This window comes from Achromobacter deleyi (assembly GCF_902859705.1).
Taxonomy (GTDB): Bacteria; Pseudomonadota; Gammaproteobacteria; order Burkholderiales; family Burkholderiaceae_B; genus Achromobacter; species Achromobacter deleyi.
Map to the genome: position 1 here is coordinate 570,221 of NZ_CADIJO010000001.1, position 13,322 is coordinate 583,542.

General features: G+C 65.3%; 11 protein-coding genes and 3 tRNA genes. 9 read left to right on the top strand and 5 right to left on the bottom strand.

The window, feature by feature from the left end; all coding sequences use genetic code 11:
- Window positions 1-45: 45 nt before the first annotated feature.
- The 3 genes from HV798_RS02480 (at window position 46) to maiA (ending at window position 2,221) form a co-directional block, all read left to right on the top strand.
- A complete protein-coding gene (locus HV798_RS02480; protein ID WP_025140214.1) occupies window positions 46-522 on the top strand; it encodes an FKBP-type peptidyl-prolyl cis-trans isomerase in 477 nt (158 codons plus the stop codon).
- Window positions 522-1,499, top strand: coding sequence for a 4-hydroxy-3-methylbut-2-enyl diphosphate reductase (ispH, locus tag HV798_RS02485; RefSeq protein ID WP_175195288.1), 978 nt, complete (start codon window positions 522-524; stop codon window positions 1,497-1,499). The genes HV798_RS02480 and ispH overlap by 1 nt, the downstream gene beginning before the upstream one ends.
- Window positions 1,500-1,576: 77 nt before the next feature.
- Window positions 1,577-2,221: a maleylacetoacetate isomerase gene (gene maiA, locus HV798_RS02490; RefSeq protein WP_025140216.1), complete on the top strand. Its 645-nt coding sequence runs from the start codon at window positions 1,577-1,579 to the stop codon at window positions 2,219-2,221.
- Window positions 2,222-2,330: 109 nt separating this feature from the next.
- Here the strand turns inward: maiA and HV798_RS02495 are convergent, their stop codons facing one another.
- The 4 genes from HV798_RS02495 to HV798_RS02510 form a co-directional block, all read right to left on the bottom strand.
- The gene (locus tag HV798_RS02495; protein ID WP_175195286.1) at window positions 2,331-3,776 is read right to left on the bottom strand and encodes a DegQ family serine endoprotease; all 1,446 of its coding nucleotides are present in this window, start codon (window positions 3,774-3,776) and stop codon (window positions 2,331-2,333) included.
- Window positions 3,777-3,840: 64 nt separating this feature from the next.
- On the bottom strand, window positions 3,841-5,205 hold the full coding sequence (locus HV798_RS02500) for an ATP-binding protein (RefSeq protein WP_175195284.1): 1,365 nt from the start codon (window positions 5,203-5,205) through the stop codon (window positions 3,841-3,843).
- On the bottom strand, window positions 5,202-5,861 hold the full coding sequence (locus HV798_RS02505) for a response regulator (RefSeq protein ID WP_025140219.1): 660 nt from the start codon (window positions 5,859-5,861) through the stop codon (window positions 5,202-5,204). The genes HV798_RS02500 and HV798_RS02505 overlap by 4 nt, the downstream gene beginning before the upstream one ends.
- Window positions 5,862-5,998: 137 nt before the next feature.
- Window positions 5,999-6,074 (bottom strand) — tRNA-Thr (locus HV798_RS02510).
- A gap of 213 nt (window positions 6,075-6,287) precedes the next feature.
- On the opposite strand from HV798_RS02510, the gene HV798_RS02515 reads away from it, so the two are divergent.
- The 4 genes from HV798_RS02515 to HV798_RS02530 all read left to right on the top strand — a co-directional run bounded on the left by HV798_RS02515 (window position 6,288) and on the right by HV798_RS02530 (window position 9,774).
- Window positions 6,288-6,363 (top strand) — tRNA-Asn (locus HV798_RS02515).
- Between the two features lie 125 nt (window positions 6,364-6,488).
- The gene (gene zigA, locus HV798_RS02520) at window positions 6,489-7,715 is read left to right on the top strand and encodes a zinc metallochaperone GTPase ZigA (protein ID WP_175195282.1); all 1,227 of its coding nucleotides are present in this window, start codon (window positions 6,489-6,491) and stop codon (window positions 7,713-7,715) included.
- Between the two features lie 29 nt (window positions 7,716-7,744).
- A complete protein-coding gene (locus HV798_RS02525; protein WP_175195401.1) occupies window positions 7,745-8,752 on the top strand; it encodes a CobW family GTP-binding protein in 1,008 nt (335 codons plus the stop codon).
- A gap of 122 nt (window positions 8,753-8,874) precedes the next feature.
- The gene (locus HV798_RS02530; protein WP_175195280.1) at window positions 8,875-9,774 is read left to right on the top strand and encodes a LysR family transcriptional regulator; all 900 of its coding nucleotides are present in this window, start codon (window positions 8,875-8,877) and stop codon (window positions 9,772-9,774) included.
- A 721-nt stretch (window positions 9,775-10,495) separates the two neighbouring features.
- Here HV798_RS02530 and HV798_RS02535 read toward each other — a convergent pair.
- A tRNA-Met gene (locus tag HV798_RS02535) sits at window positions 10,496-10,572 on the bottom strand.
- A gap of 66 nt (window positions 10,573-10,638) precedes the next feature.
- On the opposite strand from HV798_RS02535, the gene scpB reads away from it, so the two are divergent.
- A complete protein-coding gene (gene scpB / locus HV798_RS02540) occupies window positions 10,639-11,850 on the top strand; it encodes an SMC-Scp complex subunit ScpB (RefSeq protein WP_175195278.1) in 1,212 nt (403 codons plus the stop codon).
- A gap of 35 nt (window positions 11,851-11,885) precedes the next feature.
- Window positions 11,886-13,322: 23S rRNA pseudouridine(2605) synthase RluB (rluB, locus tag HV798_RS02545; RefSeq protein WP_175195276.1), on the top strand; the 1,437-nt coding region annotated here is incomplete at its 3' end.

Below are 13,322 nucleotides of genomic sequence, written 5' to 3' on the forward strand. Positions count from 1 at the left end.
CTCTAAAATCAGGGTTTACTTACTGTTTAAACACGGTGGCAGATCGTGAGCATCGCCTCTAATGAAGTGAACGTTTTGGTCCGTCCGGACTCCTACCTGACGCTGCACTACCGCATCACGCTGGCCTCCGGGCCGGGCCAGGATTCGGTGTTCACCGACACCTTCGACGGCCGTCCGGCCACGCTGCAGATGGGCAGCGGCCAATGGGCGCCGGGCCTGGAAACCGCCTTGCTGGGCAAGGCCGAGGGCGACCGCTTCAGCGTCACCATCGAGCCCGCCGACGCCTATGGCGACCGCAACCCTGAACTGATCCAGCGCGTCACGCGCAAGATGCTGGCCGAACATGCCGGCGCGGACGCCACCTTCGAGCCGGGTGACCTGGTCGAATTCGCCGCGCCCAACGGCGGGCGCTATTCGGGCGTGCTCAAGGAAATCAACGAGGAATCGGCGCTGTTCGATTTCAATCACCCGCTTGCGGGCGTCCGGTTGCGAGTCGACGTGGCGCTGTTGGGAGTTCTCTGATGAGCCAGGTCGTCACCGCTGCCGACGCCGAAGTCCTGCTGGCGCAGCCGCGCGGCTTCTGTGCCGGCGTCGATCGCGCCATCGACATCGTCGAGCGCGCGCTCGAACTTCACGGCGCGCCGATCTACGTGCGCCACGAAATCGTGCACAACCGCTACGTGGTCGAAGACCTGCGCGCCAAGGGCGCCATCTTCATCGACGAACTCGAAGATGCGCCCGCGGGCGCGATCGTCGTCTTCTCGGCCCATGGCGTGTCCAAGGCGGTCCGGGCCGAGGCCGACGCCCGCGGCTTGCAGGTGTTCGATGCCACCTGCCCGCTGGTCACCAAGGTCCACATCGAGGTCGCCCGCATGCGCGCGGCCGGCCGCGAGATCATCATGATCGGCCACAAGGGCCATCCGGAAGTCGAGGGCACGCTGGGCCAGGCCCAGGGCGGCATGTATCTGGTCGAGACCGTCGAAGACGTGGCCGGCCTGGAAGTCACCAATCCCGACAACCTTGCCTACGTCACGCAGACGACGCTGTCGGTGGACGACGCCGCGGCTGTCTCCAAGGCGCTCAAAGCGCGCTTTCCCAGCATCGTCGAGCCCAAGAAAAGCGACATCTGCTATGCCACCCAGAACCGCCAGGACGCGGTCAAGGTGCTGTCGCCCGAGTGCGACCTGGTGCTGGTGGTGGGCAGCCCCAACAGCTCAAATTCCAATCGCCTGCGTGAAGTCGCCGACCGCATGGGCGTGGCGTCGTACCTGATCGACGGCGCGCAATCCATCGATCCGGCCTGGCTGGTCGGGCGCAAGCGCATCGGCGTCACTGCCGGGGCCTCGGCGCCGGAGATCCTGGTGCAGCAGGTGATCGCCCGCGTCAAGGAATTGGGCGCGGTGTCGGTACGCACCATGCCGGGCCTGGAAGAAAACGTGGCGTTCCCGCTGCCCAAGGGCCTGTCGCGCAAGGCCGCGCAGACCGAATCGCTGGAATAGACGCGCAGCGCTCGAGCGCACCCCGATAGACGCAACGCCCGGCGGGCGTTGCGCGCGACAAGAACCAAGGAGACTTCATGCAGTTGTACAGCTATTTCCGCAGCTCGGCCGCGTACCGGGTGCGCATCGCCCTGAACCTGAAAGGCCTGCCGTACGAATACCTGGCTGTGCATCTCTTGAAGGATGGCGGGCAGCAGTTGTCGCCCGGCTATCGCAAGGTCAATCCGACGGGCCTGGTGCCCACGCTGATCGACGGCGACGCCGTCATCGGCCAGTCGCTGGCCATCATCGAGTACCTGGAAGAAACCCATCCGCAGGTGCCGCTGTTGCCGGCGGACCCGATCGGCCGCGCGCGGGTGCGCGACCTGGCGTTGGGCATTGCCTGCGACACGCATCCCTTGAACAACCTGCGGGTGCTGAAATACCTGAAGCACACGCTGGGCGTGGACGAAGCCGCCAAGAACGCCTGGTATCGGCACTGGGTGGATCAGGGGCTGCAAGCCCTGGAAGCGCAATTGACGGGCTCCCAAGCCACCGGCAAGTTCTGCCATGGCGATACGCCCACCATTGCCGATCTTTGCCTGGTGCCGCAGGTGGCCAACGCGCGCCGCCTGGAATGCGACCTGAGCGCCATGCCCACGGTGGTGCGCATCGACGCCGCCTGCCGCGAATTGGCCGCCTTCGACGCGGCCGCGCCGGGCAAGCAGCCGGACGCCGAATAAAGCCAAACCGGCCGGGCTCCAGATGGAGTCCCGGCCGGTCGGTGTGACGCCGCGGTGCAGCGCTGCGGCTCAAATCAGCGGTTCAATCCCGCGGTTCAATCCCCGCGGTTCAACCCAACTGCACCGGCACGAAGATCTTGTCTTCTCCGCGCTGCACCAGCAGTGCCACGGTCTTGCCGGCCTTGGACAGCGCGTCCTTGACCTGGCCGACGTTGTGCACCGGCACGCCGTTCAGCGACAACAGTACGTCGCCCGCCTGGATGCCTGCCTTGGCGGCGGGCCCGGCCGACTGCTCGATCAACAGCCCTTGCGTGCCCGACGCTTCCTGCTCTTGCGGCGACAGCGGGCGCAGCGCCAGGCCAAGCTGACCCTTCTGCACTTCGCGGCTTTCGCCCGAGGCCTGCGTGCGGTCCTTGGGGATGCCGCCCAGGGTAGCCACCACTTCCTTGGCCCCGCCGTTGCGCCACAGGTCCAGCGTGATCTTCTCGCCCGGCGTGGCCAGAGTGATCAGCGAAGCCAGATCCCCGGACGACACGATGGTCTTGCCGTTGATCTTGCGCACCACGTCGCCCGGTTGCAGGCCGGCCTTTTCAGCGGCGCTGCCTTTTTCCACGCTCGACACCAGCGCGCCGGACGGCGTATCCAGCTTGAAGGAATTGGCCAGGTCCTGGTTCACTTCCTGCACCGTCACGCCCAGGCGCGCATGCTGCACCTTGCCATGCTCCAGGATCTGGTCCTTGATCTTGTAGGCCACATCGATCGGAATCGAGAACGACAGGCCCTGGAAGCCGCCGGTGCGGCTGTAGATCTGCGAGTTGATGCCGACCACTTCACCGCGGTCGTTGAACAGGGGGCCGCCCGAGTTGCCGGGGTTCACGGCCACGTCGGTCTGGATGAACGGCACCGAGGTGTCGTCCGGCAGCGAACGGCCCTTGGCGCTGACGATGCCTGCCGTGGCGGTGTTTTCCAGGCCGTAGGGCGAGCCGATGGCCAGCACCCATTCGCCCACCTGCAGCTGGTTCACGTCGCCCACCTTCACCACCGGCAGGTTCTTGGCGTCGATCTTGATCACGGCCACATCGGTCTGCGTGTCGGCGCCCAGCACCTTGGCGCGGTACTCGCGGCGGTCGGTCAGCTTGACCGTCACTTCCTTGGCGCCTTGCACCACGTGGGCATTGGTCAGGATGATGCCGTCGCTGCTGACGATGAAGCCGGAGCCTTCGCCGCGGATCGGCACCTCGCGCGACGGCATGCCGCCGCGCGCGCCCGGAATCTGGCCGAAGAACTGCGCGAACGGATCATCGTCGTCATCGGACACCTTGCGCGTGCCGCTGATGCTGATGTTGACCACGGCAGGGCCGTAGTCGTGCGTGATCTGTACGAAATTGGGCGCGCTGGTCGGGCTGATCGCGGGGGCGGTTGCGGCCACGGGCGACGGCGCGTTGGCGGCCATCGAAATGCCGCCAAACGCGGCGGTGGCACCCGCGCCGCCAATCGCGCCGGCGGCCAGCAGCGCCAGCACCAGGCGCGAGGGGTTCATTTGCGAGGTCTTCATGTCGGCTCCTGCGTTCATGTTTGAGGACATGGCGCTATCTTCGGGCCTGACACTTAGGTGAAACTTAAGTTGGCGGATGGGGTTGCGAAGTCGGCGCATTGCCCAGCGGAAAGTCGACCTTGGCCCGCAGGCCCTGGCCGCCAGGGGCGTCTTCCAGCGTGATGGCGGCGCCGTGGCGTTCGGCGATGGCGCGCGCAATCGCCAGGCCCAGGCCGCTGCCGTGCTGGGTGTTGCCTTCCACGCGATAGAAGCGGTCGAACACCCGCTCGCGTTCGGCGGCGGCAATGCCGGGGCCGTTGTCGTCGATCAGCAGGATCGCGCGACCCGCCTGCGCATCCAGGCGGATATCGATGTGGCCGCCGGCAGGCGTGTATTTGATGGCGTTGTCCAGCAGGTTGCGCGCCAGCAGGACCAGCGCATCGCGATGTCCGGTCACCCAGGCCTCGGGGGCGCCTTGCCGGTCCACCTCGATCTGCTTGGCGTTGGCGGCCGCCAGGGTCTCGGACAGGGCCAGGCGCAGCACGTCGCCCAGGTCCACCGGGGCGGCGGGCGGCTGCTCGGCGGTGTCTTCGTGGCGCGCCATGGACAGCAATTGCTCGACCAGCCGCGTGGCACGCTCGATGCCGGCCGCCAGGCGCTGTTCTGCCACGCGCCGGCTGTCTTCGTCGCCTGCGCGGCGCAGGGATTGCAATTGCAGGTTCAGCGCCGCCAGGGGCGAGCGCAGTTCGTGGGCCGCGTCGCCGACGAACTGCTTTTGCAGTGCGAAGGCCCCGCGCATGCGTTCCAGCAGCAGATTCAGTTCCTGCATCAGTGGCCGGATCTCTTCGGGCAGGTCGGGCACGTCGATCGGCGACAGGTCTTCCGGCCGCCGGTCGGCCACCTGGGCGCGTGCGCGCTTGACCGGCCGCAGCGACCAGCTGACCACGCACCAGACGATCAGCATCAGCAGCGGCGCGGCTGCGGCGATCGGCGCGATCGTGCGCCAGGCCAGGGCGCTGGCCATGCGCTTGCGCACGTTCATGTCCTGCGCCACCTGGATCACCTGGAAAGGCGTGGCCAGTGAATAGACGCGGTAGGTGCTGCCTTCGACCTGGGCGTCGGCAAAGCCCAGGATGATCTGGTCGGGCAGGGGGCGGCGCGAACGCGAGTTGAAGACGCGTACGCCGTCCGGCGTCCAGATCTGGATGATCAGGTCGTCGGCGACGGGGGTAGCGCTGCCCTTGGCGTGGGCCGGGCCCATCCGCAACAGCCCATCGCCGGTACCCAGCGACAGCGCGGTGCGTTGCAGCAGCGAATCAAAAATGTCGTCGGCCTGCTGCAGCGTGCTGCGGTAGGCGATGGCGCCTTGCACCAGCGCGCCCACCGCAATGGCGGCGAGCAGGAACAACAGCAAGCGAGCCCGCAGCGAATAGCTAAGCGGAATGCTCATGTTTTGGGAATGACATAGCCGACGCCCCTGACGTTCTGGATCAGGTCCTGACCCAGTTTCTTGCGCAGGCCATGAATATAAACCTCAACCGCGTTGCTGCTGACGCTGTCCTTCCAGCTGTACAGCTTTTCTTCCAGTTGGGCGCGCGAGAAGATCATGCCGGGGCGGGCGATCAGGGGCTCCAGCACCGCCCATTCGCGAGCAGTCAGCGGCACGGGCATGCCATTGACCGTCGCGGCGTGCGACTGCGGGTCGATGGTGACGCCGTCGTGTTCGAAGATCGGTTCGGCGCGCCCTGCGCTGCGACGGATCAGGGCGCGCATGCGGGCCAGCAGTTCATCGACGTCGTAGGGCTTTACGATGTAGTCGTCCGCGCCGGCGTCCAGGCCCGCGATGCGATCGCTGACGGCGTCGCGTGCGGTGGCGATCAGCACCGGGGTGCGGTCCTTGCGGCCGCGCAGGTCGCGCAGCAGCGCCAGGCCATCGCGCTTGGGCAGGCCCAGGTCCAGCAGGACAAGATCGTAGGGGTCGGTGCGCAGCGCCAGTTCGGCGGCCTGGCCATCTTTGACCCAGTCAACGGCGTAGTGCTCGGCGCGCAGGCAATCCAACACGCTTTCACCGATCATGATGTCGTCTTCGACAAGAAGGATGCGCATGGTTGTTCCAGCCTGATGGGGGTTCCAGCTGGTTGGATGCGTGAGGCGGGGCGGGAGTTCCCGGGCGACGGCGCAGCGCGGGGCTTGCCGTGCGCGGAAATGAAAAAAGCAGCCCGAGAGGGCTGCTTTTTGAATTCTGGTGCCGGCAATAGGAGTCGAACCTACGACCTTCGCATTACGAATGCGCTGCTCTACCAACTGAGCTATGCCGGCAAGACCATTTGCTTTTTTTCCGGACATGCCAGAAGAGACAAGCAAAACATCTTTTTCTTCCCAATTCAGCGCCTTTTTATGGGGCCTGATCTGGAAAGACCGAAATCATATCAGAGTTTTTTCGCGATGGGAAACTTGCGATGCAACTTTCCACAAAAACTTCGTGATTTGCACACTTCAAAATTTTCGTTCATAATCTCGTTTCTTAGCAGTTCCCCGATAGCTCAGTCGGTAGAGCGACGGACTGTTAATCCGCAGGTCGCTGGTTCGAGCCCAGCTCGGGGAGCCAAAGAATTCAGGGCCATTCACGCAAGTGAATGGCCCTTTTGGTTTGGGTTTTCGGTTTGAATTTTGGCAGCCTGGTGAAAGCTTTGTGTTATGTAATAACATTCTAATTTTACCGGGTGGGTCATCATGCAGACAGAAAGCGCGGCGCGGCCGCAAGACGGGCGCCTGCCCGTGACGGTGTTGTCCGGATTCCTGGGCGCCGGCAAGACCACGTTGCTCAATCATGTGCTGAACAATCGCGAGGGGCGGCGTGTCGCGGTCATCGTCAATGACATGTCCGAGGTCAATATCGATGCCCGGCTGGTGCGCGAAGGGGGCGCGGCTCTGTCGCGAGCCGACGAGAAGCTGGTCGAGATGAGCAATGGCTGCATCTGCTGTACGTTGCGCGAAGACCTGTTGATCGAGATTCGCCAGTTGGCCGAAGCGGGGCGGTTCGACTATCTGCTGATCGAGTCCACGGGCATCTCCGAGCCGCTGCCGGTTGCCGAAACCTTCACCTTCCGCGACGAAGATGGGGCCAGCCTGTCGGACATTGCTCGTCTGGACACCATGGTCACGGTGGTGGATGCATTCAATTTCCTGCGCGACTATGCCAGCCACGACAACCTGGCCGCGCGCGGCCAGGCGCTGGATGAGCAGGACGGGCGCACGGTGGTGGACTTGCTGATCGAGCAGGTCGAATTCTGCGACGTCATGGTGTTGAACAAGACCGATCTGGTGGCTGCGCATGATCTGGCGCGGCTCGAGGCCATTCTGCGCAAGCTGAATCCGCGCGCCGATATCGTGCGTGGCGAATTCGGCCGCGTGCCCTTGGCGCGCGTGCTCGACACCGGTCGCTTCGATTTCGACGAGGCGGCGCAGGCGCCCGCCTGGCTCAAGGAACTGCGTGGTGATCACGTGCCCGAAAGCGAGGAATACGGCATCGGCAGTTTCGTGTTTCGCGCCCGCCGGCCGTTCCATCCGCAGCGGCTGTGGGATTGGGTCCACGAGGAATGGCCCGGCGTGGTGCGGTCCAAGGGCTATTTCTGGCTGGCGACGCGACCGGCCATTGCGGCGTCCTGGTCGCAAGCCGGGCCGGTGACGCGCTACGGTGCGGCCGGCTATTGGTGGGCCGCACTGCCAGCCGAGCGCTGGCCCGAGGATCCCGAATCGCGCGCCCGCATCGTCGCCGAGTGGGACCCGGTCTACGGCGACCGGTGCCAGGAATTGGTGCTGATCGGCATCGGCATGGATGAGGCGGCCTTGCGTGCGCGGTTGACGGCCTGCCTGATGACGCAGGAAGAAATGACCCGTCCGGCGATGGAATTGGCTACGATCCCTGATCCGTTCCCCATCTGGGGCGCGGCGCACTAGGGGAGGGCGGGGCAAGGCCTCGCGACGTGATGGGCGTGCAAGACGACAAACGCATCGGCGTAACGGTCATTTCAGGTTTTCTGGGCAGCGGCAAGACCACCTTGCTCAACCGCCTGCTGCGCGAGCCCGCCTATGCCGATGCCGTCGTCATCGTCAATGAATACGGCGATATCGGCGTGGACCATCATCTGGTGCGCCTGGCGCCGGACAACATCGTGCTGATCGAGGGCGGCTGCCTGTGCTGCGTGGCCAGCGGGGCCGTCGCCGATACCTTGCGCGATCTGTTCATGCTGGCGCTCAGCCGGCGCATCAAGCCGTTTCGGCGGGTGCTGATCGAAACCAGCGGGTTGGCGGACCCGGCTCCGGTGCTCTTCACGCTCAAGCATGACCGCTTCCTGGCCGAGCGCTACGTCTATCAGGGCGCGTTGGTGGTGGTGGACGTGCGGCAGGGGCCGAAGCAACTGGAATCGCAGCCGGAGGCGCTGCGCCAGTTGGCGCTGGCCGATACGGTCGTCTTCAGCAAGTCCGACCTGGCCGACGCCGCGCAGTTGCGTGACGTCGAGCAGGCCGTGGCCGAGATCAATCCCGGCGCCCGGCGCTGTGTGCAGCGGGGCGACGCGCCCTTGGTGGGCGTGCTGCGGGATGGTCCGGATCCGCAGTCGCGGCGCGATGGCGTCGAACTGGCGGGTTGGCTGCAGGCGTTTTCAAAGCCGATGGCGGCGCGACATGCACAGGTGGCCAGCTTTTCCATCACGCTGGTCGCCCCGATCGGCCGCGCCGCCTTTCTGGCGGGGGTCTCTCGTGTGCAGGAACAATTCGGGCCGGCGCTGCTGCGGATGAAGGGCCTGGTCTGTTTCGAGGGCGAGGCCCTGCCATGCGAGGTGCATGGGGTGCATGGCGAGTTGTATCCCATCCGCCCCTTGGTCCAATGGCCGGGCGATGATCGTTTGTCGCAATTGGTCTATATCGTCAGGGGTGCGGATCCGGTCGACGTGCGGGCGGCGGCCTGCGCCGCCTTGGGGCAGTTTCCCGCGTAGCGTTCGTTTCGATTCCAGGCGGGCGGGGTGGCTTGCCGGAGACGTGTGCGTCATTTCAGATGCTGAAAATGCACGGAAATACGGTATAACCCGTAAAGTCTGGTGCACAAATCGAGACAATCATGGACCGTTTGAAAGCGATGCAGGTGTTCGTGGAGGTCGCTGACAGGGGCAGTCTGTCGGCGGCGGCGGTTCATCTGGATATGTCCCGGGCCATGGTGTCGCGCTACCTGGCGGAAATGGAGCAGTGGGTCGGGGTGCGGTTGTTGCATCGCACGACCCGGCGCCTGAGCCTCACGCCGGCCGGCGCCGAAACCCTGCCGCGCTGCCGGCAGATGCTGGATATGGTGGGTGATCTGCGCAGCGCCGTGTCCACCCCCGAAGACACGCCGCGCGGCCTGCTGCGCATGACCACCAGCATGTCGTTCGGTTCTCGTCACCTGGCGCGGGTGATTACCGATTACGTCAAGCAGCACCCCGGCACATCGGTCGACCTGATGCTGGTCGACCGCGCCGTGAACCTGGTCGAAGAGCGAGTCGACCTGGCCGTGCGCATCACCAACGACCTGGACCCCAACCTGATCGCCCGCAAGCTGGCCGTATGCCGGTCGGTGGTCTGCGCGTCGCCGGAATACCTGCAACGCGAGGGCGAACCCGCCCGCATCGAAGACTTGTCCCTGCGAAATTGCCTGACCCATTCCTACTTTGGCAAAAGCCTGTGGCGCTTCGAGCGCGACGGCGTGCCGGTGGATGTGCCGGTCAGCGGCAATATCAGCGCCAACGAGGTCTCGGTGCTGGTCCAGGCGGCGCTCGAGGGGGCAGGCGTGGCCATGTTGCCTACTTACTACGCCACCGAATATGTGGCCGAAGGTCGTCTGAAGGTCATCCTGCCCCAGGCCAAGCCGCAGGAGCTGGGTATTTATGGGGTCTATGTCTCGCGCCGCCAGATGCCATTGATCCTGCGCTCGATGCTGGATTTTCTGGTCGAGAGGCTGGGGTCCACGCCCTGGGATACGCCGTAGCGCACCGGGCTGCGACAGGGCTGGGGCATGCCGGAAGGGCTGCTCTTGCGGGCGCCGCCGGTTGAGGGGCAGGTATATAGCGGTATAATTTGGGTGCTTTCCCGGTTGGCTTGGCGCTGAACTGCAGGGCTTTTGCCAATTTCCGCAAGCATGTAGTCTTAGAAAAACATCTAAGAATCGTAATTCCGGCTTAATAAGCCGCGGCATCATGGGGCAGGGGCTCCGGATGCTCGAGGGGAGGCGCACCAGGGTCTTCGGCAGGCGGCAAAGGCCGCGCTGGCGGCCGGTGCCTGACGATTCAGGTCCTTTGATCTCGATTGGCGCAATATCGATTGCCGCGAAAACAGTGCCGGACACGGCGCGCTTCGCAGGCTTGTTGGCTTGTTATGCCAGCTTTTCCGGATTTTGCTTAAAACATTGCCCCGCCGATGGCCGGGGTATGCGTTCAGCCCATCTTGCATGGCGCGAACCCTGCGGCCCGAGCCCGCGGCGGTTGTCAGTAAACACAGGATTCTCGTGAGAAATTCGCAAACCCGCGCAGTCTGTCGCCGTACCGCCCAGCGGTGGGTTCGGGCGGCTGCTTGGGGTGGCGTATCGGAATCGGGTGGCGTGTCGGGTCTTACCGGTATCGCTGCCGGTTTGAATCAGCCGCAATCCCTGATTTTGCAATCGCGAGCACAAATGAAAAAGGCCCGGCGCAATCGCCAGGCCTTGATCAATTTGGTTGCGGGGGCAGGATTTGAACCTACGACCTTCGGGTTATGAGCCCGACGAGCTGCCAGACTGCTCCACCCCGCGTCTGAGAAAAGAATATTAACCTTATTTTCACCCTAACGCAAGTTAGCCCCTTTTTATTGAATTTGAATGTCGATGAACGATAGCGAGGCGATACTCGTGCTGGAAACCGCGCTGCTATGCGCGGTGCAGCCGATGCAACTGTCCGAAATGCGCAAGCTGTTCGGTGACGATGAGCAGTTCGACAACAGTGCCTTGCGCACGTTGCTGGAGACCCTGCAGGGCAACTGGGCCGATGGCGGCCTGGAGCTGGTGCAGCTGGCCACGGGCTGGCGGTTCCAGAGCCGGCCGCACATGCAGCGCTACCTGGAGCGGCTGAATCCTGAAAAGCCGCCGAAGTATTCGCGCGCGGTGATGGAAACGCTGGCCATCGTGGCCTGGCGCCAGCCGGTCACGCGCGGCGACATCGAAGACATCCGCGGCGTCACCGTATCGTCCAATATCGTCAAGGCGCTGGAAGACCGGGGCTGGATCGAAGTGATCGGCCATCGCGACGCCCCGGGCCGGCCGGCGCTGTTCGGCACCACCCGCCAGTTCCTCGACGACCTGGGGCTGCGTGCCCTGGACGAACTGCCGGCGCTGGAGTCCGCCCATGCGGCCGCCGCCCTGGCCGGCCTGGATCTGGGCGAAGTCCAGCAACTGGCCGAGGCCGCCGAGGCTGAGGCGCAGGATGCGACGGCTGCCGCAGAGGGCCAGGCACAGCATGAAATCGACGTGGCGGATGCCGAAGCGGCGGTCGACGCTGGCGCAGACCCGGCCGGCGAGCAAGGGAGTATCCCGGTTGCGGAATTGTCTGTTTCGGACGACGATGCAACCATAGGCGCGGGCGATAGCGTAGAATCCCCGCTTTCGCGCCCAGAAGAAGACGCGATTCCCGCAGACGATTCCACCGTCCGGGCGCAAGCCGAAAGCTTGCCCGATGCGCCATCCGTGGGCATCGAGGATGCCGGGCGCTTCGATCAAGCCGAGGCGCCGGACGGGGATGCCGCCCAAGAGGCGCATGGCGGGTTGTCCGAAAATCCTGCTGAGACTGACCGTTCCGATGCGGCCGCCGACCCTGGCGCCGTGAATGAGCGTGTCGAGCACGCGGAAAGCGCGAAACCGACCGAACCGATAGAAAAGGCCGAACCCCTGGCGCCTGGCGCCGACGCGTTCGAGCCCGATACCGGCTCCGCCATGGCGGAGCCTGCCGAGCCGGATTCCGATCAGCCCGAGGCTGATCGCGAACCGGCGTCCCCAGATGATGATGCGCCTGCCCCCGGCAAGCCTACCCAAGTTTGAAATTCGGAGCTGTCCCAGTGACAACGAATACAGCAATGCAGGACGATAATCCCCGTCCGGATGACGCCGTTTCCAACGGCCAGCCGGAAGCCTCTGCCACCCGCGAGCCGGCCGCCGAAGGCGAAGCCCGTGGCCGCGGCCGCAAGCTGCGCACGCCGTTCCGCCGCCGCCGTGGCGATGCCCCCGCCGCCGAGCAGGCACCCGCTGCCGCCGCCGATGCGCAGGCCCCCGCGGCCGGCGCCGCCGATACGGCCGATACCCGTGGCGGCGAGCAGGAAGCCGAGCAGGCGCTGTCGTACCTGGAAACCGCCGACCGCATGGAGCAGCGGCTGGGCAAGTACCTGAACAGCGACGTGGTCATGCCCAAGCTGCACAAGGTGCTGGCCGACGCCGGCATCGGCTCGCGCCGCGAAATGGAAGAGCTGATCGTTGCTGGCCGCGTGTCGGTCAATGGCGAGCCGGCCCATATCGGCCAGCGCGTGGCCCCGAACGACCAGGTCCGCGTCAATGGCAAGCCCATTATGCGGACCAACACCAAGAAGCCGCCGCGCGTGATCCTGTATCACAAGCCCTCGGGCGAAATCGTCAGCCATGACGACCCGGGCGGCCGTGCCAGCGTGTTTGCGCGCCTGCCCAAGCTGCGTACCGGCAAGTGGTTGTCGGTGGGCCGGCTGGACCTGAACACCGAAGGCCTGCTGATATTCACCACGTCGGGCGACATGGCCAACCGGATCATGCATCCGCGTTACGGCACCGAACGCGAGTACGCCGTGCGCGTGCTGGGTGAAATGGACGAAGCCCAGCGCCAGTCGCTGGTCGATGGCATCGAATTGGAAGACGGCGTGGCCGCTTTCGGCGCGCTGGACTACCTGGGCGGCGATGGCAGCAACCGCTGGTACCGCGTGACCCTGCAGGAAGGCCGCAACCGTGAAGTGCGCCGCATGTTCGAAGCGGTCGGCGTTACGGTCAGCCGCCTGATCCGCACCCGTTTTGGCGACGTGGTGCTGCCGCGCACGCTGCGTCGTGGTCGCTGGGAAGAGTTGGATGCCTCGCTGGTCACCGCCTTGATGGTGCAGTTGGGACTGTTGCGTGAAGACGACGATGCCGGTGGCAATCGCCGTCGTTCCAAGCAGCCCCAGTCGCACGACAGCGCCTTGCCCCCGGGGTTCGGCACGCTGGATCGCAATGGCATGAATGGCGCCCGCATCGGTCGCCGCGGCAAGATCCAGGGTGGCCGCACGGGCAGCGCCGGCCAGACGGCGGCGTGTCCGTCGGACCCCTTCGGTACCGGCCTGATGATCGCGGGCGGTTACGCCAATGGTCATCCGCTGGCGGGCGAGGCCAATGGCAATAGCAGCGGCAACGGTAACCGCAAGGGCGGCAAGCCCACGGGTGGCCGGGGCGCGGGCGCAGCCGGCGGCAAGCCGGGCGGCCGCAGCGGCGGCAAGACGGGCGGCAAGCCGCGCGGTCCG